This window comes from Ruegeria sp. CDSA221 (genome assembly GCF_059611825.1).
Genome location: NZ_JBXWPK010000005.1, coordinates 1 through 21,911, shown reverse-complemented (window position 1 = coordinate 21,911; position 21,911 = coordinate 1). Strand labels below are relative to the sequence as shown.

General features: G+C 55.8%; 21 protein-coding genes, 1 tRNA gene and 1 pseudogene. 12 read left to right on the top strand and 11 right to left on the bottom strand.

What is annotated here, in order from left to right:
* Both AC2FJ5_RS09035 and AC2FJ5_RS09030 read right to left on the bottom strand, forming a co-directional pair.
* The gene (locus AC2FJ5_RS09035) at nt 1-1,155 is read right to left on the bottom strand and encodes a Gfo/Idh/MocA family protein (protein WP_496793148.1); all 1,155 of its coding nucleotides are present in this window, start codon (nt 1,153-1,155) and stop codon (nt 1-3) included.
* A 12-nt stretch (nt 1,156-1,167) separates the two neighbouring features.
* A complete protein-coding gene (locus AC2FJ5_RS09030; RefSeq protein ID WP_496702193.1) occupies nt 1,168-1,896 on the bottom strand; it encodes an SDR family NAD(P)-dependent oxidoreductase in 729 nt (242 codons plus the stop codon).
* Between the two features lie 177 nt (nt 1,897-2,073).
* On the opposite strand from AC2FJ5_RS09030, the gene AC2FJ5_RS09025 reads away from it, so the two are divergent.
* The 5 genes and pseudogenes from AC2FJ5_RS09025 (at nt 2,074) to AC2FJ5_RS09005 (ending at nt 6,364) form a co-directional block, all read left to right on the top strand.
* Nucleotides 2,074-3,102, top strand: a complete 1,029-nt coding sequence (locus tag AC2FJ5_RS09025; protein ID WP_496793147.1) for a LacI family DNA-binding transcriptional regulator — start codon at nt 2,074-2,076, stop codon at nt 3,100-3,102.
* A gap of 76 nt (nt 3,103-3,178) precedes the next feature.
* Nucleotides 3,179-4,339 carry a fatty acid desaturase family protein gene (locus AC2FJ5_RS09020; protein ID WP_496793145.1) on the top strand — a complete coding sequence of 387 codons (1,161 nt, stop codon included), beginning with the start codon at nt 3,179-3,181 and terminating at the stop codon, nt 4,337-4,339.
* On the top strand, nt 4,339-4,650 hold the full coding sequence (locus tag AC2FJ5_RS09015; protein ID WP_496793143.1) for a MocE family 2Fe-2S type ferredoxin: 312 nt from the start codon (nt 4,339-4,341) through the stop codon (nt 4,648-4,650). Before AC2FJ5_RS09020 ends, AC2FJ5_RS09015 begins: the two co-directional genes overlap by 1 nt.
* 22 nt (nt 4,651-4,672) lie before the next feature.
* The gene (locus AC2FJ5_RS09010; protein WP_496793142.1) at nt 4,673-5,722 is read left to right on the top strand and encodes a hypothetical protein; all 1,050 of its coding nucleotides are present in this window, start codon (nt 4,673-4,675) and stop codon (nt 5,720-5,722) included.
* Nucleotides 5,723-5,830: 108 nt separating this feature from the next.
* A pseudogene (locus AC2FJ5_RS09005) lies at nt 5,831-6,364 on the top strand (DDE-type integrase/transposase/recombinase).
* A 217-nt stretch (nt 6,365-6,581) separates the two neighbouring features.
* Here AC2FJ5_RS09005 and AC2FJ5_RS09000 read toward each other — a convergent pair.
* The 8 genes from AC2FJ5_RS09000 to AC2FJ5_RS08965 all read right to left on the bottom strand — a co-directional run bounded on the left by AC2FJ5_RS09000 (nt 6,582) and on the right by AC2FJ5_RS08965 (nt 14,123).
* The gene (locus tag AC2FJ5_RS09000) at nt 6,582-7,679 is read right to left on the bottom strand and encodes a M56 family metallopeptidase (RefSeq protein ID WP_496793141.1); all 1,098 of its coding nucleotides are present in this window, start codon (nt 7,677-7,679) and stop codon (nt 6,582-6,584) included.
* A complete protein-coding gene (locus tag AC2FJ5_RS08995; RefSeq protein ID WP_142634715.1) occupies nt 7,666-8,061 on the bottom strand; it encodes a BlaI/MecI/CopY family transcriptional regulator in 396 nt (131 codons plus the stop codon). Before AC2FJ5_RS08995 ends, AC2FJ5_RS09000 begins: the two co-directional genes overlap by 14 nt.
* A 65-nt stretch (nt 8,062-8,126) precedes the next feature.
* On the bottom strand, nt 8,127-8,531 hold the full coding sequence (locus AC2FJ5_RS08990) for a DUF2160 domain-containing protein (protein WP_281972348.1): 405 nt from the start codon (nt 8,529-8,531) through the stop codon (nt 8,127-8,129).
* Between the two features lie 8 nt (nt 8,532-8,539).
* Nucleotides 8,540-9,337, bottom strand: a complete 798-nt coding sequence (locus AC2FJ5_RS08985; RefSeq protein WP_496793139.1) for a carbohydrate ABC transporter permease — start codon at nt 9,335-9,337, stop codon at nt 8,540-8,542.
* The gene (locus AC2FJ5_RS08980) at nt 9,334-10,197 is read right to left on the bottom strand and encodes a carbohydrate ABC transporter permease (protein WP_142634709.1); all 864 of its coding nucleotides are present in this window, start codon (nt 10,195-10,197) and stop codon (nt 9,334-9,336) included. The genes AC2FJ5_RS08985 and AC2FJ5_RS08980 overlap by 4 nt, the downstream gene beginning before the upstream one ends.
* On the bottom strand, nt 10,194-11,270 hold the full coding sequence (locus AC2FJ5_RS08975; RefSeq protein ID WP_496750134.1) for an ABC transporter ATP-binding protein: 1,077 nt from the start codon (nt 11,268-11,270) through the stop codon (nt 10,194-10,196). Before AC2FJ5_RS08975 ends, AC2FJ5_RS08980 begins: the two co-directional genes overlap by 4 nt.
* A 1-nt stretch (nt 11,271) precedes the next feature.
* On the bottom strand, nt 11,272-12,321 hold the full coding sequence (locus AC2FJ5_RS08970; protein ID WP_496690812.1) for an ABC transporter ATP-binding protein: 1,050 nt from the start codon (nt 12,319-12,321) through the stop codon (nt 11,272-11,274).
* Between the two features lie 62 nt (nt 12,322-12,383).
* Nucleotides 12,384-14,123, bottom strand: coding sequence for an ABC transporter substrate-binding protein (locus tag AC2FJ5_RS08965; RefSeq protein ID WP_271946219.1), 1,740 nt, complete (start codon nt 14,121-14,123; stop codon nt 12,384-12,386).
* Nucleotides 14,124-14,442: 319 nt separating this feature from the next.
* Between AC2FJ5_RS08965 and AC2FJ5_RS08960 the strand changes: the two genes are divergently transcribed.
* The 7 genes from AC2FJ5_RS08960 to AC2FJ5_RS08930 are packed head-to-tail and all read left to right on the top strand — an operon-like array spanning nt 14,443 to nt 21,829.
* Nucleotides 14,443-15,804 (top strand): V-type ATP synthase subunit B, encoded by a 1,362-nt coding sequence (locus tag AC2FJ5_RS08960; protein WP_496793138.1) that lies wholly within the window; start codon nt 14,443-14,445, stop codon nt 15,802-15,804.
* Complete coding sequence (locus AC2FJ5_RS08955) at nt 15,782-16,387, top strand: V-type ATP synthase subunit D (protein WP_271946224.1); 606 nt, start codon at nt 15,782-15,784, stop codon at nt 16,385-16,387. Before AC2FJ5_RS08960 ends, AC2FJ5_RS08955 begins: the two co-directional genes overlap by 23 nt.
* The gene (locus tag AC2FJ5_RS08950) at nt 16,384-18,180 is read left to right on the top strand and encodes a V-type ATP synthase subunit I (protein ID WP_496793136.1); all 1,797 of its coding nucleotides are present in this window, start codon (nt 16,384-16,386) and stop codon (nt 18,178-18,180) included. The genes AC2FJ5_RS08955 and AC2FJ5_RS08950 overlap by 4 nt, the downstream gene beginning before the upstream one ends.
* Nucleotides 18,177-18,620 (top strand): ATP synthase subunit C, encoded by a 444-nt coding sequence (locus AC2FJ5_RS08945; RefSeq protein ID WP_281972343.1) that lies wholly within the window; start codon nt 18,177-18,179, stop codon nt 18,618-18,620. The genes AC2FJ5_RS08950 and AC2FJ5_RS08945 overlap by 4 nt, the downstream gene beginning before the upstream one ends.
* Nucleotides 18,620-19,297 (top strand): hypothetical protein, encoded by a 678-nt coding sequence (locus AC2FJ5_RS08940; RefSeq protein WP_142634693.1) that lies wholly within the window; start codon nt 18,620-18,622, stop codon nt 19,295-19,297. The genes AC2FJ5_RS08945 and AC2FJ5_RS08940 overlap by 1 nt, the downstream gene beginning before the upstream one ends.
* A gap of 1 nt (nt 19,298) precedes the next feature.
* Entirely contained in the window at nt 19,299-19,991 is a 693-nt protein-coding gene (locus AC2FJ5_RS08935) for a hypothetical protein (RefSeq protein ID WP_282021386.1), read from the top strand.
* Complete coding sequence (locus AC2FJ5_RS08930; RefSeq protein ID WP_496785440.1) at nt 19,988-21,829, top strand: V-type ATP synthase subunit A; 1,842 nt, start codon at nt 19,988-19,990, stop codon at nt 21,827-21,829. The genes AC2FJ5_RS08935 and AC2FJ5_RS08930 overlap by 4 nt, the downstream gene beginning before the upstream one ends.
* A 5-nt stretch (nt 21,830-21,834) precedes the next feature.
* Here the strand turns inward: AC2FJ5_RS08930 and AC2FJ5_RS08925 are convergent.
* Nucleotides 21,835-21,909 (bottom strand) — tRNA-Glu (locus AC2FJ5_RS08925).
* Nucleotides 21,910-21,911: the final 2 nt, after the last annotated feature.

Here is a 21,911-nt window from a genome sequence, read left to right as displayed (position 1 = left end):
TCAAATCTCGCTCAAATCGACCCAGCGGCTCTCACTCGCCGACTTGACGACGGCTTCGCAGAACTGCATCTCGTAGTGGCCGTCCTCAAATGTGGCCCATGTGCTGCCTTGTTGCCGCCCGCCCGCGATGACGTCGGCATAGACCGCCCGGAAAAAGTTGAAGAATGAATCTGCGAACCCTTCGACATGCCCGGGCGGCAAGGTGGCGGCTGCGATCCCCGGACCGTTCATCAAGGTGAAGTCACGCATCAGGGTCTGGTTGGGCGCGTCACGATGCCCAATGAACAGATGATCAGGAGTTTCACTGTCCCAAGCCGCACTGGCATTTGCTCCGGCGATGTCCCATTGCAATGAGTTCTTTCGCCCCATATTCACTTGGGATGTGCTCATCACGCCGCGTGCTCCGTTTTCGTAACGGATTAGGATCATAGCAGCATCATCGGTATCGATATGCACATTTTCGGTTTCGCCGGTTCCGCTGGCAAACGTCTCAACCGAGCCGAGAGGTTTCTGGCGTTCCGGGATAAAAGTAGCCAGTTCCGCCATGACCGATGCCGCTTTCAAGCCAGTGACAAAGCTCGTCAGGTCAACCCAGTGCGTTCCAATGTCACCGACCGAACGCAACACACCACCCATTTCGCTTTCCAACCGCCAATTCCAGTCGTTGGGCTTGGCAAGCCAGTCCTGATGGTAGTGCCCGGTAACAAAACGGATATCACCCAGATCCCCGGCCATTACCATGCCGTGGGCTTGTTGGTTCAGCGGATAAAAGCGAATGTTGTAACAAACCGCTGCAACCTTGCCAGAAGCCTTGGCTAGGTCGACCATCTCGGCGCTTTCTACGGACGTCATGGCAAGTGGTTTCTCGCAGATGACGTGTTTGCCCGCAGCTAGGATCGAATTCACTTGCGGATAGTGTGCGTGGTTAGGGGTCGTTACGTGCACTATATCGATGTTTTCATCCGCCAACAGATCCTCCAGAGAGTCATAAGCCCGGGCTACGCTCATTGCCCGCGCTCGTTCCCTTCCGCGCTCTGGCGATGACCCAAGAACACCTCTTACGTCCACGCCCAGACGCCGAAGCGCCTGAACGTGCACTGTTCCTATGAAGCCGGTCCCGATCACCGCAGCGCGGATTTTTGCGAAGTCACTCATCGTGCGCTCCTGTCAAACAACCGAATACCCTCCGTCCACGATCACGCAGGCACCGGTCACAAAGGCTGCCGCATCGGATGCGAGAAACAAGGCTGTTCCAGCGATATCTTCTGGGTGACCCCAGCGTGCCAAGGGTGTGCGTGCTTCTACAGCGGTTGAGAAACTGGCGTCTTTTCGGGCTTTCGCCGATTGCTCGGTCACGATGAACCCGGGCGCGATCGCGTTCACCCGAATACCGTCTTTGGCCCACGCAATCGCCAGTGATTTTGTTAGTTGTTCCACGCCGGCTTTTGACGCGCCATAGGCTGGGTTTAGAGGTGACCCAAAACGCGCATACATAGAGGCAACATTTATGACGCGCCCTTTCGCAACCGAAAGGGCAGGGTGCAGCGCTTCGGCGCAGCGAAAAGACCCGGTCAGATTTACGTCCAGCACGTGGGAAAAGAACTCAGGTGCCATTTCTTCACCGCGTCGAGTCACCGCCGCACAGTTTACCAAGACGTCAATATGGTCCCGTTCACCTGCAAATTTGTAGACTTCGTCGGTGTTGGTTACATCCAGTTGAATGTAGTCAAACCGGGCAGCGTCCTCTTCGGCGCATTGCGGTTCCACACCGGTAATCTCCACTGTGGCACCCGAGTCCTGGAATTCTCTTGCAATAGCGGCACCAATTCCGGCTCGGCTGGCACCGATCACCAGGACCTGTGCCCCGGCAAAGTCGAATGTGACCTTCGAAACCATCAAAGAACCCGGCTTTTGTTGCGTTTGACTTCGGATGCCATCAGTTTCCCTCGTTTGGCGAAATCGTTACTGCAATCGATTACATTTTGGGAAAAACCTACTTTCCAAATTGTGTAATCGATTACATAATCGGCATCACATGAGATTCGAGTCAAGCCAGAAATCGACTGCCAAGCAATGAGCAAGATACCCAAACCCACCACAATACAGGACGTCGCACGTGTTTCGCAGGTGTCGACAGCCACTGTCAGTCGTGTTCTGTCCAATCCCGATCTGGTGTCAAAATCAACACGTGTTGCTGTTTTGGAAGCTATTCGCGAGACGGGATATCGCGTTAATCAGGCAGCCCGAAACCTGCGGATGAAAAGGGCGGGGGCCGTACTGATCCTTGTTCCCAACCTCGGCAAACCTTTCTATTCGGGCATACTTGCCGGTATCAGCGAGGGGTTTGCGGGCTCGGACTATGCAGTTCTGATTGCCGATACCGAAAGTAATCCGCTACAGGAAGAAACTCTTGCCGGGTACTTTCGAGACGGCCGGATAGATGGCGCAATCTCTTTGGATGGCGGCATTCCTTCGACCGCACTTCAGCAATGCGTCACATACGGCGCCGGCGACCGCATAGTATTTTTGTGTGAATGGGTGGAAGGCGAGGCCTTTCCGGTGATTTCCAGCGACAACGCCGAAGGTGCGCGATTGGCGATTAGGCACCTGCATGATTTGGGCCACAAAAAAATCGCGCATGTTACCGGTCCCGACGGGAATGTTCTGACGACCGCTCGGCGTAAGGGTGTGGTCGAAGAACGGACACGCTTGGGGCTTCCAGCGCGGCCCGAGTGGATTATCAGGGGAGACTTCTCGCTGGAATCCGGACATGAGGCCGCCAGACGAATACTTGCGATGGATGAGCGCCCAACAGCGGTGTTCTGCGCTGCGGATATGGTTGCCTTTGGGTTGATTTCTGGGCTGGTCGCGGGTGGGTTGAAGGTGCCCGGTGACATTTCGGTTGTTGGTTTCGACGATATCGAAATGTCAGGATCTTATGTTCCGGCTCTGACAACAATCCGACAGGACCGACACCAACTGGGACGCCGTGCGGCAGAGGTTTTGCTGGGCCAGTTGGCGAACACTGGCAAAGCGCTTCCAATGAAATCAGCGCTTCCCGTAGAGCTTGTAACGCGGGCGAGCTCTGCGCCGCCCAATTAGCGAAGTCAAAATTCAGGCGCCTTTGCTATAGTCAACGAAGAAGCGGGTGGCGCTGTGAGCGATGGAGAAAGGGGAAATGAGTAAGTCGACCATACCCATTGGCTCTGAACTCACTGTTCGGGATTATTCCCTGACTGGTGCGAATACGCGTCAAGCGATAGAAAACGGTCTGTCGGCCGCAGAGTGGTACCACAGCGATGTTCCTCGTAAGAAGCTGAAATCGCTTATGAAGCGCAGGGATGCGCCGGCCATTCGTGACACAGTGATCTGGATCGCTTTGCACTTTGTATTTGCGGCTAGCGGGCTGTACTTCTGGGGTAGCTGGCTTTGCGTGCCTTTCTGGTTTGCATACGGTGTCGTGTATGGTTCGGCCTGCGACAGCCGTTGGCACGAATGCGGACACGGAACGGCGTTTCGAACCCGCTGGATGAACGACGTCGTGTACCACATCGCGTCCTTCCAGATTATGCGAAACCCGGTCAATTGGCGCTGGAGCCACGCTCGGCATCACACCGATACACTCATTGTTGGCCGCGATCCGGAAATAGCGTGGATGCACCCGATCAGCCTCGTCCTGAAAGCGCTTGCGTTTGTGGGGATTGTTGAAACGTGGACCTCGCTCAAAGTTCTGACGCGAAATGCGATGGGAAACTTGTTGCAAGAAGAGCGGGATTACATTCCGGAAAGCCAATGGCCCAAGGCGGTCTTTTGGGCGCGGATTCACATTGCAATCTACGTTGCCGTCTTGTTGATTTCATTTGTTTTGCTTGTCTCCGGGGCCGCATGGAAATCCCTGATCCCCATACTCTTGATCGGAGGTCCTCGGGTCTATGGGTGTTGGCATTTTGTAATGACGGGGTTGCTTCAGCATGGAGGGCTTGCGGAGAACGTTCTTGATCACCGTTTAAATTCACGTACACTTTATATGAACCCGATAAGCCGTTGGGTTTACTGGAACATGAATTACCATATTGAGCATCACATGTTCCCGATGGTTCCGTATTACTCTCTTCCAGCGCTTCATGATCTGATCAAGGATGATCTGCCGCCGCCGAATACTTCGATTTGGGACGGCTACAAAGAAATGATGGGTTCCGTCATGAAGCAGCGTGTTGACCCGAGTTACGCCATACGAAAGTCTCTCCCGCCGACGGCCCGCCCATATCGGGAACATTTTCACTTGGGAGTTCCGGAGAGAAACACGGGGTTAGAAATCGGTGATCGAGGAGGAACGTAATGCCTTGGGTTGACGCATGCGCCGTAGACGATGTTGAGGAAGAAGATCTCATTCGTTGGGACCGCGACGGTAGAACCTACGTGATTGTTCGCAGTTTGGACAATGAGTTCTATTGCACCGACGGCCTCTGTACACACGAACAAGTGCACTTATCGGACGGTCTGGTGATGGACAATGAGATAGAGTGCCCCAAGCATAATGGGCTATTCGACTATCGCACTGGCAAAGCTTTGAGGGCACCCGTATGCGAAGATCTTCGCACCTACGAAACCAGAGTAGGAAATGGTCGCGTCATGGTATTGGTGGAATGACTTTTTGGGCTAGGAGTGGTTTGTGATCGAGCTGTCCGCAACAGGCATCCGGCTTTCATTCGATTTGCAGTTGGGGTTGATCGAGAGTTTCAGTGTGTACGACGGTGACGCTGAGATTTCACCACTACATCGCGCACCTTGGGTCGGCACAGACGAAGTTATGCCCGAAGGTATAGCACCTCATTTGGAAAAACTCGGCGGTGATTTCTTCTGCGCCCCATTCGGGTCAACTGAGGGGACATCGCCGCTGCATGGGTGGCCAGCTAACTCTCGTTGGAAACTAGAAGAAAAGACCGACAGCTATTTGCGCGCTGAGCTCGACAGAACGGTCTATGGAGCTAGGCTGCAAAAAGAGATTACACTGCATCCTGAGCATCCATTCGTCTACCAGCGTCACACTTTCATTGGTGGCGACGGCGCGATGCCGGTTGCAAATCACGCAAATGTATCCTTGCCCAATGGTGGGATCATTCATACCTCTCGAAAGCAGTGTTGGAGAACGCCTAAGGTTGAACAGGAAGTTGATCCGGCCTTAGGCTATTCAGCGCTTAGATATCCGGCTGAAAGCCAAACGTTGGCGTCTTTTCCCGGGAAAGACCGCGAAGTGAATCTGTCAAACTACCCATGGTCTCCACAGAGTGAAGACTTTGTTGTTGGATTAGACTCGCCTGATGAGAAATTGGGTTGGACCGCGGTAACTCGCCCCGTGGAGGGCGACATGTTCCTGTCGCTTAAATCGGCTCAGGCTTTGCCGATGACGATGTTGTGGCATTCGAACGGTGGTCGATATTATGCTCCTTGGTCGAGCCGCCACTTCGCCTGCCTTGGGGTTGAGGAGGGGGCCGCTTCGCCCATCCTAGGAAATGTCGAAAACAGTTTCCCGAACGATCACGGCGTCATTCATCTAAACCCCGATCGCCAAGTTGAGGTTACACATGTAATCGGGGCGCTTCGTTGGTGTAGTGGAGCCAAGGTGATTGCAGTTGAAACTCTGGGAAACCAACTTTTGATCCGAGGTACAGAAAATCAGGAGATTCTTGTGCCATTCGATCCGCAAGCCCTGAACATTTGAACGGGTGGTGCAGGGGAAATTGGCTTGAGACAGGCAGGGCAGTTTCGTAGCTTCGCTTGATGACAAAAACGCTCACTTTTTCGCTGCTTCAAAACCAACCCTGAGGTCATTCGTCTAGCAGTGATGGTGTACGTTCGATTCTGGTTGAATAGGTTTGGCCCTATCTGTGCTGCAGAAATTAGCCGAAAACACATAAATCGGATGCGATGTTCCGCGAACTGTTAGCGGCATCTCAATAAGGTTATTATTGAAGATCAACGGCAAGCAATATTACCTGTGACGGGCAGCCGACCATGAAGGCGAGGTCTTGGAAAGCTATGTCACGAACCGCCGGGATCGTGTTGCGGCCCTCGAAGAAAGCGATGAAACGATACGGCCAGCCAGGTTTCGTCGTCACTGACAAATTGCACTCTTACGACGCGGCGATGAAAGCTATAGGGAATGCCTCAAGGCAAGAAACTGGCCGTTGGAAGAACATTCTTGCTGAGTATTCACATCTTCCGTCGGCGAAAAGAACGTGCGATGCTCTGTCTCCGGCAAATGCGGTGTTTGCAAAAGTTTGCCGCAGACGACACTTCCGTCCATAGTCACTTCAATCATGAACGGCAGCTTTACTCACGCGACAAGTTCAAACTCAGTTGAACCGCCGCTCTTTCGGCGTGGAGCCAATTTAGTTTCGCCTAATTTTCAGCTTTCTGAGGTAGACTGAGACTGGTTCGAATTTGTCTGACAGCACCGCCACCCAGCCTGTTTCACCAAGCAAACTGCGATTTCTTTCTTCTGCAAACGCGGATTGGCTTCGCTGCAAGAATGTGCGTCGCGCTGCAGATCCTTCGAGAATATTTCCCACGAATAAGGGTCAGTTGCCCTGATTGCGGGCTTCCAACCGTTCAAGGTTCACAACGGTCGACAACATCAACCTGTCATGGCTCCAGTCGTCTACAGGCTGCAATGACGCAGCGCCTAGCGCCAATGTCACAGCAAAAGCCGCGCTTAAGGCAAAGAACAGAGGGGGCATTGTGGGTTGGATTGCAGGGGCATCTGCCAGGGCAATCACACGTTGACGCAAGACGCGTTTGGCCTTGCCCCCTTTAACCAAAGCCACGTTCAATACACGCGGGCTGCCGCGCATTACTGAATTGGAGCAATAGTTCAGCAGGCACGACGTGTATTCGACCGCGTTGATTCCACGGCGCGAAACGACGGATTGATCACAGGCCAGCTCGCGCAGCCGATCGAATTGAAACTTGAGAATCAGATATGCCGGGTTCCAGAACAGGAACGGCCGCAAAAGCTCGAACCCCAGTTCCCATTCAACATCGGCAGCCCTGACATGTTGCAGCTCGTGTGCAAGGGCAAACCGCATATCGCTGGGGGTGTTGAGCAGATGGCTGGGCAATACCACATGCCTGCGCCACAAACCGCGAACGGCGAAGGGGACTGTGACCCGGTCGGACAGGCGGATATCGACCTTTTCCGAGCTTCGCCACAGATAGCTGGAGCGCACAATGCCTCGGATTGCTAACCCGTCACGGATAATGCGCAGGATGCAGACCGCAGAATAGAGCGCCATTACCACCAAGATTGCCGATATAATCGGGTTTTCTCCTGCAAGGGTCTGTTCGATCCACCTTTGCCGGGTATTGAGCAGGGCCTCGAACTGGGTGGCGGGCATGGCGATATCGCCACGCAGATAGGCTGCAACCGCAAGATCCCCAATGGCGACCCCGCCTTCAACGGAATACAGCGCCATGACCAAACCAGCCCCGATTGCCAAAAGGGGGCTGAGCAGGACGCAAAGACACAGAATTTTCAATGCGCGCAGCTGTGCAACAAACCCGTGTCGCATCTGCGTCATTGAAACCACGTATCTTGCCGCGATCCATACAATAGCCGCTAGGGCAAGAACCAGATTCAGTTCGAGAAATGCGTCGAGAACCGGTTTAACCGCTGTCATTTTGCAGTCTCCTCTCTACCAGTGCCCGAATATCCTCAAGATCTGCCTCGCTCAGACCGGCGTCATCTACCAACCGTGCAACCAGCGTGGCTGGTGTGTCATCGAACAGGGTTCGTGACAGGTTCTGCAGTGAACGCGCCTGATACCTATCCTTTTCCAGAAGCGGCGTATAACTTAGGGTCTTGCCGTTTTTGCGACTTTCTACAAAGCCTTTTTCGTCAAGAATGCGAAGGATTGTGGCCCCTGACGTATAGGCCAGGTTCCGATCTGGTGGCAGCCGGTCTAGTACATCACGCACCGAGCCCTGACCCAGAGCCCAGAGTTCGTTCATGAACTCCAGTTCGACCTCGGTCAGCAGGTTTGTCGTCTTTTTCTTTCGCATTGATCCCAGTGCCGTCATTTTACCTGTGCCTGACAGACAAGCATCCTTTGATGGTTTCGCAAAGCTTAAACTTTCCAGAACACGAAAACGCCCCAGCCGATGGACAGGAACAGCGGTGTCCAGACCGGTTGCCCGACTAGCCCTAACCAGGCCAGAAAAATATAGGCTGCCCCAAGCAATGTGATGAACAGCCGGTCGCCCAATGTGGTGGTCAAGCCCAGAACGCCGCGCCGTTCAATCCCGTCGCGGAATTTGAATCCTTCCAGCAGACCGATCAGCGCGATGGCTGAAAAGATGCCGACAAATACGGCCAGGGTCGCCGGTGTCCACGCCATCCAGAAATCCGGCCACAAGGGCGCAGTCCAGGAAAACTCTTTTTCTTCGGGCTGACCCACACTTCCCCACCCGGCCTGTGCTTGCGCCAAGGCCGAACCGGGGATCAGAAAGGGGATCAAAAGCAGTTTACGCATATCGAACCTCATACACGCCCCATCGCGAAACCACGCGCGATGTAGTTGCGGACAAACCAGATGACGATGGCGCCGGGGATGATGGTCAGCGTCCCGGCGGCGGCCAGCAGGCCCAATTCGTACCCGGCGCTGGACGCGGTTCGGGTCATTACGGCAGCGATGGGTTTGGCCTCGACCGCTGTCAGAGTCTTGGCCAACAGCATTTCGACCCATGAGAACATGAAGCAGAAGAATGCCGCGACGCCTACACCCGCTTTGATATTTGGCAGGAATATCGTGACGAAAAAGCGCGGGAAGGAATACCCGTCGACATAAGCGGTTTCGTCCAACTCTTTGGGGACGCCACGCATGAACCCTTCCAAAATCCACACCGCTAGCGGCACGTTGAACAGCGTATGCGCCAGCGCCACCGCCAGATAGGTGTCAAACAACTGGATTGACGAATAGAGCTGAAAGAACGGCAAGGCGAACACCGCAGCCGGTGCCATCCGGTTGGTCAGCAGCCAGAAGAACAACTGCTTGTCCCCTAGGAACCGATAGCGTGAGAACGCATAGGCCGCTGGCAGGGCTACACAGACGGAAAGTACCGTGTTCAGCGTCACATAGGTGATCGAGTTGATGTAGCCCCAATACCACGTCGGGTCTGTGAAGATCGTGATGTAATTTTCCAGCGTAAAGGTCTGCGGGAACAGAGAAAAGCCCGACAGGATCTCGTTCGTGGTCTTGAAGGACATCGCCACTAGCCAATAGATCGGCAACATCAGGAACGCGATATAGAGGATCGGGATGAGGGAGCGCTTTTTCATTCGGCGTCATCCTTTGTCATCAGAGTGTAGAAGACCCATGAGACCAGCAGTGTGATGGCGAAATAGATCAAGCTCATCGCAGCCGCAGGGCCAAGGTCGAACTGTCCCAGTGCGATCTTTACAAGATCGATCGACAGTAAGGTGGTCGAGTTTCCGGGACCCCCGCCAGTCAAAACGAAGGGTTCGGTGTAGATGTTGAAACTGTCCATGAACCGCAGCAGGATGGCGATTGTCAGAACCGTCTTCATCTTGGGTAACTGGATATACCGGAACACTGACCACGGGCTGGCACCGTCGATCTTGGCCGCCTGATAATAGGCGTCCGGGATCGAAACCAGACCCGCATAGCACAGTAGAACCACCAGCGAAGTCCAGTGCCAGACATCCATGATGATGACAGTGATCCAGGCCGACAATGGTTGCTGTGTCATGTCATAATTGATGCCCAGCACGTCATTCAGAAAATACCCCAGCAGGCCGATTTTGGGCAGGGTAAAGATGTTCCACATCGAGCCGACGACGTTCCAGGGGATGAGCATCGGCAGAGCCATCAGCACCAGACAGACCGGCACCCAAAAGCCTTTGCGCGGCATCGACAGGGCAACAATGATGCCCAGCGGCACCTCGATGATCAGGATCATGAAGGTAAACAGGAACTGTCGCCCCAAAGCGGCCTGAAAACGGTCGGAGCGCAGGATTTGTTCGAACCATCCCAGCCCTTCCCAGAAGAACTGGTTATTGCCGAAGGTCTCCTGCACCGAGTAGTTGACCACCGTCATCATTGGCACCAGCGCGTTGAACGCGACCAGTGCCAGAACCGGCAGGACAAAGAACCATGCTCTTTGGTTTATTGTTCTCATTGGGCCCGCTCCTGCGTTGCGATCCAGCCGTCGCGATAGACGCGGGACTGCTCGGGTTTGAATTGCAGAAAGACCATCGAGCCTTGTTCGGGCGCATTGTGTTCGGTGACGGCCTTGATCGGCGTGTTCCCAACCATGGCACTGACCACGTAATGGCGCCCGATATCGGCTACTTTGGTGACATGTGCCGGTATGCCGGATTGGCCGAAGCCTACATATTCCGGGCGTATTCCCAGATCGGTGCGACCACCTTCACCATGGGTCGGACCTTCCAAGGCCACCTCATGCCCTTCGAAAATAGCGCGATCGCCCTTGGTCTCGCAGGGTAAGACATTCATGCCGGGCGAGCCGATAAAGTGACCAACGAATGTATGCTGAGGCCGCTCGAACAGTTCAACCGGCGTACCGATCTGAACCACTTCTCCATCCTGCATGACCACGACTTCATCAGCAAAAGTCAACGCCTCGGTCTGGTCGTGGGTGACGTAGATCATTGTGGCTTTTACGCGCTGGTGCAGCTCTTTCAACTTGGACCGCAGTTTCCATTTCAGATGCGGGTCGATCACGGTCAGCGGCTCATCAAACATCACCGCATTCACGTCATCGCGCACTAGTCCGCGCCCCATCGAGATTTTTTGCTTGTTGTCCGGGCTCAGGCCAGAGGCTTTGGTGCCCAGCATATCCGCGACATCCAGCATTTCGGCAATCTCATCAACACGCCGCTTGATGGTTGCAGCGTCAACGCCCCGGTTTTTCAGAGGAAAGGCTAGGTTCTCGCCTACGGTCATCGTGTCGTAGATCACTGGAAACTGAAAAACCTGCGCGATGTTGCGCTGATCAGGGGGCAGGGCGGTCACGTCGCGGTCATCAAACAGGATCTGCCCCTCGGAGGGTGTCAGCAGGCCCGAGATGATGTTCAGCAGCGTAGACTTGCCGCAGCCCGATGGCCCCAGCAGCGCATAGGCCCCACCATCGCGCCAAGTGACGTCGATTTCCTTCAGCGCATAATCCTCGGGGCCTTGCGGCGATGGCAAATAGCTGTGTCGAAGGTTTGAAAGCTTGATCTGTGCCATGTCAGGCCACCCTTTTGCCGTCTTGGCCGAAATACCGGCAATGGGCCGGATTCATATAGAAACTATGGTCTTCGCCAACCTGATAGGGATGTACGCCCGCCGCCAATGAAACCCATGCGTCGTTCCCATGTTGGAAATGCGCACTGGAGTCAGATCCGGATAGCTCGGTCACGATCACACGCCCGGTCAATTCTACATCTGCGTCCGATGTGCGGAATGGCGTCACGCGATGCGGGCGTACCGCTACTGTGTATTCACCGTCTGCGATGCCGGTGACGGCCCATCCACCGCCCCCTGCAAGTTGCGCCTGCGCACCTGAGACGGTGATATGCGCGACGTTGATCGGCGGATCCGAGAACACACGTGCGGCAGCGATGTTTTCCGGATTGCGGTAGATATCAGCGGTTGGCCCAAATTGGGTGACCCGGCCGTCTGCCATCAGAGCGGTATGACCACCGAGCAGCAATGCTTCTTCCGGTTCTGATGTCGCATAGACCACAACGGCCCCGCGTCCGGCAAAAAGATCAGGAAGTTGCTCGCGTAGCTCTTCGCGCAGTTTGTAGTCCAGATTGGCAAGGGGTTCATCAAGGAACACGGCCCGGCTTTCCTTGGCAATCGCGCGGGCCAAAGCGGTGCGTTGTTGTTGCCCACCCGACAGCTCGTGCGGGCGGCGCTGCAGCATCGGACGCAGTTGCAGCAGATCAGCGGCCTCTTCGACGCGGCCTTCGATTTCGCTTTTCGCCATGCCTGCCACGCGCAGGGGCGAGGCAATGTTGTCGAAAACGCTCATATGGGGGTAATTGACGAAAAACTGGTGCACCAGACTGATCTTACGCTTCTGCGTATTCAGCCGAGTCACGTCCTGACCGTCCATCAGGACTTTGCCTGTGGCGATCGGATCCAGTCCAGCCATCATCTTGATCAGTGATGTTTTCCCGGAACCGGTGGCACCCAGTAACACATTGAAATGGCCTGTTTGCAGCGTCAGATTCGTGGGTTTGATATGGATGACGTTGCCGACCCGTTTGGTCGCGTCTTGAAGTTCGATCATCTGGTGTTCTCTGGGGGTATTTGGGGGTAGGCCGGGTCTGAGCCCGGCCTACGAGTTTACGCTTACTGGGACTGCCAGCGCTGAACCAGTTCGTCATAGTTGACGGTCTGGCCTTGCGGCTTTTCGTTCTCCAGCTTGGCTTTTGGCGAACCCGGCTTTTCCAGCCAGAAGGACGCATCCTGCGGCTCGTTCAAGCGCGGACCACAACCGCCGTAGACACCGGCGCTTTCATCCGCGGCCTGCATCCGGCCCATTGTGATGTCCATCTCTTCGGCCAGACGATCCATCGCTTCTTGCGGAGTGAAGGCACCCGAGTTCACGTCACCGATCTGCTGCCACCAGATCTGGGCCAGCTTTGGATAATCCGGCACGTTGATGCCGGTCGGCGACCATGCCACGCGGTCAGGTGAGCGATAGAACTCGACCAAACCACCCAGCTTGGGCGCGCGTTCGGTGAACGACTCGTGGTTGACCGAGCTGTCGCGAATGAAAGTCAGACCCACATGGGACTTCTTCACGTCAACCGTCTTGGATGTCACGAACTGGGCATACAGCCAAGCCGCCTGAGCACGATCCGCAGGGGTCGACTTCAGGAAAGTCCAGGATCCCACGTCCTGATACCCAACCTTCTGACCATCTTCCCAATAGGGGCCATGCGGGCTCGGCGCCATCCGCCAAAGCGGTGTGCCTTCGTCGTCGACGGTGTTGTTGCCTTCGGACTTCGGCTTCACCATGTCGGCAGTAAAGGCGGTGTACCAGAAGATTTGCTGGGCCACGTTGCCTTGGCTAAGCGCCGGCAGCGACTGGTAGAAGTCATAAGACGCGGCACCTGGAGGCGCATAGTTGCGCAGCCATTCGTCCCATTTGCGGATCGCATAGACCGCAGCCGGACCGTTTGCAGCACCACCTCGCGACACAGATGCGCCAACAGGGTTACAGGTGCCCGCTTCCATGCGGATGCCCCATTCGTCAACGGGGATACCGTTCGGCTCACCCTTGTCGCCAGCACCAGCCATCGACAGCCAAGCGTCGGTCATACGCCAGCCAAGGTCAGGCGCGCGCTTGCCGTAATCCATGTGGCCATAGATCGCGGTACCGTCGACTTCTTTCACATCGTTGGTAAAGAAATCGGCGATGTCTTCGTAAGCGGACCAGTTGACCGGAACGCCCAGATCATAGCCGTACTTCTCTTTGAACGCGGCTTTGTTTGCCTCATCGTCGAACCAGTCCTTGCGGAACCAGTAGAGGTTCGCAAACTGCTGATCAGGCAGCTGATACAGCTTGCCATCCGGACCGGTGGTGAACTGAATGCCCATGAAGTCATCCAGATCCAGCGTCGGAGAGGTCGTGCCCGCCCAGTCGCCACCCATCATGTCGGTCAGCGGATACGCCAACTGCAGACGCGAGTGGGTGCCGATCAGGTCACTGTCGTTCACGTAGCCGTCATACAGATTCCGACCTGTTTGCAGCTGGGTTTGAACGGCTTGAACTACTTCGCCTTCACCCAGAATCTGGTGATTGACCTTGATGCCGGTAATTTCTTCGAACGCCTTGGTCAGAACCTCAGATTCGTAAGAGTGCGTAGGGATGCCTTCGGACAGGACGTTGATTTCCATGCCATTGTAAGGCTGTGCAGCTTCGATGAACCATTGCATCTCGGCCATCTGTTCGTCTTTCGACAGGGTCGATGGCTGGAATTCGTCGTCGATCCAACGTTGTGCTGCGGCTTCGTCGGCCCAAACGGGACCGTGCCCCGCAATGACGGCAGCCGCCGCCACTGCGGAAAGTAGATGTCTCCGCATCTGTTTCCTCCCAAAGATAATGTGATCCGGCGCAGACCGGATGACGATCAGCATCAGCGATTTGCCTCCTGCGTGTCAAACTAAATTTTTAGTAATTGAGGTGATGGCCGGGATAAATTTCTGAAAATGAATTGATTTATATCATGTTTTAAAGCACCATTTGCCCATTAATTTCAGTTCGCAGACCCCTTGAATGCAGGGTCGCGCGCATGGTTTTTCGGCAGACGCTGTGATGTGGGTCGATTTGAAAAGCAGACCTTTGTGACCGTTTGCTGCACGATTTGAGTTCAATCAAGTTTTCAGGCTAAGAGGATCAGCAATGTCCCGAAGTCTTCTGAGATTTACCCGCGTTCTCGAGATCGTGGGGGATACGCTAAAGATAAAAGTTCCGAGTGACGGGTCCGCTGACGCGACGGTGCGTTTCAACGATCTGGCCGTGATCGAAACTGTCGATGGGCACAGAACGCTGGCGCAAGTCATCTTCATCGACCGCGATGTGATAACCTTGCAAGTGTTCTCGGGTACCAAGGGGATTTCGACCGAGGCGACAGCAACGTTCCTTGGTTATCCGATGCAAACCCCGTATTCGGCCAATATTCTGGGCCGGGTGTTTGACGGCGCAGGCGAGGTGATTGACGGCGGTCCGGACTTGTCTGCCGAACCGCGCATCGACATTGGGGGACCAACGGTGAACCCGGTTGAGCGGTCGGTTCCCAACAAGATGATTCGCACGGATGTGCCGATGATCGACGTGTTCAATACGCTGGTCGAAAGCCAGAAGATCCCAATATTTTCGGTATCCGGCGAGCCGTTCAACGCGTTTCTCAGCCGCATCGGCATTCAGGCGGATGCGGATATTGTTGTGTTTGGCGGGCTAGGGCTGATTTTTGACGACTTCCACACGTTCAGAACCTCGTTCGAGGATGCGGGCGTGTTCTCGCGGACCGTGATGTTCGTCAATCAGGCCATGGACCCGTTGGTCGAACGCCTGCTGGTGCCGGATATGGCGCTGGCCGTTGCCGAGAAATTCGCTGTGGAAGAGGGCAAGCGTGTTCTGGTCCTGCTGACGGATATGACCGCCTATGCCGATGCGATGAAAGAGGTTGGGATCAGTCAGGAGCGCGTCCCATCGCAGCGTGGATATATGGGCGATCTCTATTCGCAACTGGCACGACGGTATGAGAAAGCTTGCGACTATGCCAAGGGTGGATCGGTTACTGTGCTGACTGTCACAACCATGCCCGGGAATGACGTGACGCATCCGGTGCCGGACAACACCGGATATATCACTGAAGGCCAGTTTTACCTGCATTCCGGCGTGATCGACCCGTTCGGCAGTTTGTCGCGCCTCAAGCAGAATGTAATCGGCAAAACCACGCGCGAAGACCACGGCCAGATCATGAACACGATGATCCGGTTCTATTCCGAAAGCCGAGATGCCGCGCAGAAACAGGCCATGGCGTTTGACCTATCGGATTATGACAACCAGTTGCTGAAATTCGGCGCTTTGTTCCGCAAACGCTTTATGGACATCAACGTCTCGATCCCGCTGGAGGATGCGTTAGATCTGGCATGGAAGACACTAGCTGAATGCTTTGCCCCCGAGCAGTTGCTGATGAAGCAGGATCTGATCGACAAATACTTCCCAAAGGATGCACATGGCGCGGTTGCAGCTGAATAAATCGTCGCTTGCGCGCGAGCAGACGCAGCTGAAAAGCTATGAGCGGTTCTTGCCGTCTCTGGACCTGAAGCGTCAGCAACTGATGGCTGAACGGGCCAAGGCACGTAAAAATGTGCAGTACCTGCAGGAGGAGGTGACGCGCTTGGCACAGCAGGTCGGGGAAAAGCTGCCCATGCTGGCGCAACAAGGTGTCGACCTGGAAGGGTTGGTCGAACTAAAGGATTACCGGCTGAAGAAGGTCAACGTGGTTGGCGTTACCATGCCCGATCTGGACCGAATCGAGGTCGCGGTACGTCCGTATTCCCTTTTGGCCAAGCCACATTGGGTGGATGCAGTGGCGCGTTTGTTGCATGACATGATCGAAGCCCGATTGCGCGTGAAAGTGGCCGAAGAAAGGGTCAGGATTTTTGACAAATCAGTCGCCACGATCACGCAGCGCGTCAATCTGTTCGAGAAGGTGTTGATCCCGCGCGCCAGGGCCAACATCAAGAAAATCCGCATCTATCTGAGCGATGAACAGATGCAATCCGTTGTGCGCTCGAAAATCTCCAAACGCAAACATGCGAAGGAGGTTGCGGCATGAGTGTTGCAAGGCTGAAGAAACTGTCTTTGGTCGGCCATGCCGCGAACAAGGGGGACACTCTGGGCGCGCTGCAGACATTGGGATGCATGCATGTTTTGCCTTTGGCACCGCCGCCGGCAGAGCCAGAGCGGATCAACGAGCGTGGTGCCCGAGATGCGTATAAAGCATTGCGGTTTTTGAAAGAATCGTCGGAAACGCGTCGTCAGGTTCGGCGCGATTCTGGTTTTGATATGGACCAGTTCGTCGGTGAAGTCCTGGACTTGATGCAGCGCATACGGGATATGACCGACCACCGGGATTTTTTGGCCCACCGGATCGCTCAGGTGCGCCCGTGGGGAGATCTGGATTTTCCGCCGAGTGATGTATTGGCAGGCAACCGGCTTTGGTTCTATCAACTGCCGCTAAAGCACCGTGAGGCACTGGCGGAGCTTCAGTTGCCCTGGGCCATCCTGCAAGAGGATCACCGGTTTCTCTACGCCGTTCTGATCGCCCCGGAAGATCCCGAAGACGACATCCTTCCAGTGCCGCGCACCCATACGGGTTCGTTGCCCATTCACGAGCTTGAAGCTCAGCTGGAAGAGGCCGAAATCGCCATTGAGGCGCTGGAAGCCGAGCGTATCGGGCAGACCCGTTTTCTGACGTTGATGCGGCGTAATCTTGCCGCCGCCGAAAGCGCAGCCGAACTGGCCCATGCCACGCAAAAGGTCCGCGACGAAGGCAAAGTGTTTGCCTTGCAGGGTTGGGTGCCCAGCGATCAGGTCGAGGCTGTCCTGGACATGGCCAATTCGCAGAACGCCGCTGTTTTGATCGAAGACCCGGGCCCGAACGAGATGCCTCCGACGCTGCTTGAGCAGCCGGAAAATCGCAGTGCGGCAGTTGACCTTGCCCTGTTCTATCAGGTTCCTGGGTACCGAGAATGGGACCCCAGCATAATCGTGTCCTTCTCGTTCGCGATCTTCTTTGCGATGATCGTTGCGGATGCCGGCTATGGCCTGGTTATCCTGCTGGGGCTGTTGGCCTTCTGGAAACGTCTCGACAATACACCGGCGAAAAGATCGTGGCGGCTTTATGGTTTGATCATCTCGGGCGCGACGGTCCTGTACGGGGTTTTGGTTGGAAGCTATTTTGGCGCTTCCCCGGTCTCGGGCACGATCTGGGGGAAACTCAAGCTGTTGGACCTGAACAATTTCGACTCGATGATGATGATTTCAATCGTGGTCGGTGTTCTGCACCTGATATTGGCGAATGCGCTTGCAGCACGCGCGTCTTGGGGGCGGCGCAGTTCCGTTGCCAATCTTGGCTGGATCGCGGTGTTGATCGGCGGGTTTATACTGTGGCTGAGCTATATGAAAGGCGGACCAACTGCACCGGGGGCCGCGATCATGATCGCTGGGGCCTTGGCGATCCTTCTGTTCACCAGCGAGCGCGAGATTGCCAAACCCTCGGACTGGCTTTGGCGCCTTATAGAAGGGGTGCAGGGGCTGGCCGGGGCGATGGGCGCCTTTGGAGATGTGCTTAGCTATATGCGCCTGTTTGCACTGGGATTGGCCTCGGCCTCACTGGCGATTACGTTCAACGAATTGGCGGTCTCGGTGATGCAGTCTCTGAAAGGGCTGGGCCTTCTGTTCGGAGTGTTGATCCTGATCGCCGGGCATATCCTCAATTTCGCGCTCGCCATGATGAGCGGCGTCGTTCACGGATTACGTCTCAATTACATCGAATTCTTTAAATGGGGTCTGCCGGATGAAGGCATCGTCTTTCGCCCGTTCGCCCGCAAGGAGGTTCAGGAATGAATGAGCTTGTACTTACATTGGGCTGGTTGGGAATCTATGCCCCCATGGCGCTGGGCGCCGCGGCAAGCGCGATTGGCTGTTCCATTGCTGGACAGGCCAGTATCGGAGCGATGACGGAAACCGAAGGCGGGTATGGCCGGTTCATTGGCGTGTCGGCCTTTCCCTCGACCATGGTGATCTACGGTATTGTCATCATGTTTACACTGAACCGCGATGTGACGCCTGAAAATGCAGGCGGGCTGTTCGGGATCGGTATCCTGTCGGGCATCGCCCTGATGTATTGCGGCATCTGGCAGGGAAGGGCCTGTGCTGCAGCGATTAACGCAACCAAGGAAAAGCCCGAGATTTTTGGCCTGGCACTTGCGCCGGCTGCAATCATCGAGGGCTTTGGCGTATTTGCCTTTGTCTTTGCTTTGGTCATCAGCGCGGGGATTAGCTGATGGCACAGGACGGGATGATTTCGCATGGGGTGGATGCGCTAATCGACAAGCTGCGCAGCGATGGTGTGGCTGCCGGTCAGGCCGATGCAGACAAGCTGCGCGCTGATGCCAAAGCCGAGGCGGCCAAAATTCTTGCCGATGCCAAGCGCGACGTAGATGAGTATCGGAAAAAGGCCCGTGCCGAGGCGGATAATTATCGCACAGCCGGAGAAGAGGCGCTGAACACAGCGATGCGTGATGCGGTGCTTACAATGAAGGCCGGTCTGACAGATCGATTCCGCAAGGATGTTGAACGGCTGGTCACCCAAGAAATGACTGATCCTGAACTGCTGAAACAAATGATCCTTGAAGTCGTCGGTCGCGCCGCGTCAGACGCCAGACTGGAAGGGCCCGCGCAGGTCATACTGCCCCCCAGGGTCGCTACTCAGGATGACATCAAACAAAACGCCGATGATATTCAGTCGGGAAAGCTGACGCGTTACGTTCTGGGACTGACGGCTGAAATGCTGAAGGAACAGGTTGAGCTGCACAGCGCGGATGACACCCAGAATGGCATCCGCATCCGGGCTGATGAACAGGGGGTTGTTCTGGATCTGACCGATAAGGCCGTCGCCTCGTTGTTGATGGAACATTTGCAGCCGCGCTTTCGTGCTGTTTTGGAAGGTGTGATCCGGTAACATGTCGGACCCTGACGCCTATATCGCGCTGATCAGCAGCCTGCCGGGCTCGGAACGGTTGTTCATCGCCAAACAACCTCCACTGTCGCGGCTCAGGCTGGACCGGCGCTTGCGGGCGCTGACACCAGCGGATGCGCGGGTTCTGGAGGTAATGGAACACGCTCTGAACTGGAACAACTATGATATGAACGTCACGGATGCACAGACCATTGAGCGATGCAAAGAAGCGCTCCGGCACATTCCACAACCGACCTTGCGCAGGCTGTTCATGGAACGGATGGATTTGAGGACGGCGGTTGCCGCGCTGCGCCTGCGCAAACAGGGGGGTGCTGCACCTAGTGGCGTCTATGGCATTGGACGCTGGAGCCGACACATTCCAGCCAACTGGGGCGACCCTGCCTTTCGGCTGGAAACCCCAATGCCCTGGATCAAAGAAGCCAAACACTTGCTGGATGTCGATGACCCCCTGGGGCTTGAACGGTTGCTTTTGTCGGTCAGCCATAAGCAACTGAAACGCTACGCCGCGCGCCATCTGTTCGATTTCGAAGCCGTGGCGATTTATGTTCTGATCTGGAATATTTTTGATCGCTGGGCGCAAAGCAATGCGCGTGACGCGGCAACGCGCTTTGAGAAACTGGCGCAACACGCCATGGCAAGTGCGATCGACTTGGATTTCGAGGGAGTAAGCGCATGACAGCCCCAACCTCCGCCACGCAGACCTCTACTGCCCGCGTCGTCTCGGTACAGGAAGGGCTGGTACAAATTCAGGCGAACCCTGATGCCACAGGCCATCCCGGACAGCTGGTCAAGAATGAGGTCGTTTTCATTCTGCCCACGCGGCCCGGCCCCGGTGGACGTCAGGAACGTCTGAAAGCCGAAGTGTTACGGGTGCGGGGCGACACTGCCGATGTGCAGGTTTACGAAAGCACTGATGGCGTCGCCGTGGGCGACCCGGTCGAACAATCCGGGCAGCTGCTCTCGGTCGAACTTGGTCCTGGGCTGTTGGGGCAGGTGTTTGACGGCTTGCAGTCGCCTTTGGCCAAGGTGGCGGCAGAATTCGGAACCTTTCTGCCGCGTGGGGCGGACGTGGCGCCGCTGGACACTCAGGCAAAGTGGTCGTTTACCCCATCGGTCAAGGTGGGCGACACGGTCACTGCAGGCGACAGCATCGGGGCGGTGCCCGAGGGGCATTTTACCCATAAGATCATGCTGCCCTTTAACTGGGTTGGGGATTACAAAGTCATTTGGGTTCAGAAGGGTGCGGCCATGATCCATGATATCGTGGCGCGGCTTGAAGATGCACAGGGGGGTGAGCACACGCTGACCCTGTCGCAGAAATGGCCGGTACGGCGGGCTTTGCCGGAAAACGTTCTGAAACGCACCTTGTCCGAGCGGCTCTATCCGACCGAACCTGTCCTGACCTCTCAACGCCTGATCGACACGTTCTTTCCGATTGCCCGCGGTGGGACGGCCTGTATTCCTGGTCCGTTCGGCGCAGGCAAGACGGTGCTGCAGAACCTGATTGCACGCAACGCCAAGGTGGACATCGTGATCGTGGTGGCCTGTGGTGAACGCGCGGGTGAGGTTGTCGAGACGATTGCGGAATTCCCGAAGATGACCGACCCGACCACTGGCGGCAGTCTGATGGACCGGACGATCATCATCTGCAACACCTCCTCGATGCCCGTAGCTGCGCGCGAGGCGTCGATCTTCACCGGGATCACTCTGGGTGAGTATTACCGCCAGATGGGGTATGATGTGCTGCTGATCGCGGACAGTACCAGTCGCTGGGCTCAGGCCATGCGCGAGACCTCCGGCAAGCTCGAAGAAATTCCGGGGGAAGAGGGCTTTCCCGCCTATCTCGAAAGCTCGATCAAGGGGTTGTACGAACGCGCCGGAGCGATGAAGACCAATGATGGGGACACCGGCAGCCTGACCCTGATCGGGACCGTGTCACCGGCAGGTGGGAACTTTGATGAACCGGTCACGCAATCGACGCTGTCCACGGTGAAGTGTTTCCTCGGCCTGTCGTCCGAACGCGCCTATAAGCGGTTCTATCCTGCGGTCGATCCGATGCTCAGCTGGTCGCGTTATCTGGAACAGCTCTCAGACTGGTACGACACCAACGCCGAGGCCGGATGGACGGGCAAAGTGCGCGACTTGCTGGCATTGATCGAAAGGGGCGAACAGGTTGACCAGATGATGCAGGTGACCGGCGAGGAAGGGGTCACGATCGAGGATTTTGTGACTCAGCAAAAGGCGCTGTTTGTCGACATGGTCTATCTGCAGCAGGATGCCTTTGACCCGGTGGATGCGTCGGTGCCGCTAGAGCGTCAGAAGATGACGTTCAAACTGGTCTATGGCGTCACTCAATCCACCGCGCAGTTCGCCGACAAGGCCGAGGTACGCCAGGTCTTCACTCAGCTTACGGGATTGATGAAGAACTTCCACTATGCCGCCGAAAACACGCCGGAATTCAAATCTGTTTGGGGACAGGTGCAGGCCCTGTGTCAGGAAAAGTTCGGTGTGTGAAGAAATGGTAGCCCGTAGGGGAATCGAACCCCTCTTTCCAGGTTGAAAACCTGGCGTCCTAACCGATAGACGAACGGGCCAC

Excerpts from the sequence above, each read along its gene's own strand:
- AC2FJ5_RS08980 (WP_142634709.1), bottom strand. The coding sequence starts at position 10,197 with ATGAGAACAATAAACCAAAGAGCATGGTTCTTTGTCCTGCCGGTTCTG.
- AC2FJ5_RS09030 (WP_496702193.1), bottom strand. The coding sequence starts at position 1,896 with ATGGTTTCGAAGGTCACATTCGACTTTGCCGGGGCACAGGTCCTGGTG.
- AC2FJ5_RS08940 (WP_142634693.1), top strand. The coding sequence starts at position 18,620 with ATGGCACAGGACGGGATGATTTCGCATGGGGTGGATGCGCTAATCGAC.
- AC2FJ5_RS08970 (WP_496690812.1), bottom strand. The coding sequence starts at position 12,321 with ATGATCGAACTTCAAGACGCGACCAAACGGGTCGGCAACGTCATCCAT.
- AC2FJ5_RS08995 (WP_142634715.1), bottom strand. The coding sequence starts at position 8,061 with ATGCGAAAGAAAAAGACGACAAACCTGCTGACCGAGGTCGAACTGGAG.
- AC2FJ5_RS09035 (WP_496793148.1), bottom strand. The coding sequence starts at position 1,155 with ATGAGTGACTTCGCAAAAATCCGCGCTGCGGTGATCGGGACCGGCTTC.
- AC2FJ5_RS08950 (WP_496793136.1), top strand. The coding sequence starts at position 16,384 with ATGAGTGTTGCAAGGCTGAAGAAACTGTCTTTGGTCGGCCATGCCGCG.
- AC2FJ5_RS08985 (WP_496793139.1), bottom strand. The coding sequence starts at position 9,337 with ATGAAAAAGCGCTCCCTCATCCCGATCCTCTATATCGCGTTCCTGATG.
- AC2FJ5_RS09015 (WP_496793143.1), top strand. The coding sequence starts at position 4,339 with ATGCCTTGGGTTGACGCATGCGCCGTAGACGATGTTGAGGAAGAAGAT.
- AC2FJ5_RS09020 (WP_496793145.1), top strand. The coding sequence starts at position 3,179 with ATGAGTAAGTCGACCATACCCATTGGCTCTGAACTCACTGTTCGGGAT.
- AC2FJ5_RS08990 (WP_281972348.1), bottom strand. The coding sequence starts at position 8,531 with ATGCGTAAACTGCTTTTGATCCCCTTTCTGATCCCCGGTTCGGCCTTG.
- AC2FJ5_RS08930 (WP_496785440.1), top strand. The coding sequence starts at position 19,988 with ATGACAGCCCCAACCTCCGCCACGCAGACCTCTACTGCCCGCGTCGTC.
- AC2FJ5_RS08960 (WP_496793138.1), top strand. The coding sequence starts at position 14,443 with ATGTCCCGAAGTCTTCTGAGATTTACCCGCGTTCTCGAGATCGTGGGG.
- AC2FJ5_RS08965 (WP_271946219.1), bottom strand. The coding sequence starts at position 14,123 with ATGCGGAGACATCTACTTTCCGCAGTGGCGGCGGCTGCCGTCATTGCG.
- AC2FJ5_RS08945 (WP_281972343.1), top strand. The coding sequence starts at position 18,177 with ATGAATGAGCTTGTACTTACATTGGGCTGGTTGGGAATCTATGCCCCC.
- AC2FJ5_RS09025 (WP_496793147.1), top strand. The coding sequence starts at position 2,074 with ATGAGCAAGATACCCAAACCCACCACAATACAGGACGTCGCACGTGTT.
- AC2FJ5_RS08935 (WP_282021386.1), top strand. The coding sequence starts at position 19,299 with ATGTCGGACCCTGACGCCTATATCGCGCTGATCAGCAGCCTGCCGGGC.
- AC2FJ5_RS08975 (WP_496750134.1), bottom strand. The coding sequence starts at position 11,270 with ATGGCACAGATCAAGCTTTCAAACCTTCGACACAGCTATTTGCCATCG.
- AC2FJ5_RS09000 (WP_496793141.1), bottom strand. The coding sequence starts at position 7,679 with ATGACAGCGGTTAAACCGGTTCTCGACGCATTTCTCGAACTGAATCTG.
- AC2FJ5_RS08955 (WP_271946224.1), top strand. The coding sequence starts at position 15,782 with ATGGCGCGGTTGCAGCTGAATAAATCGTCGCTTGCGCGCGAGCAGACG.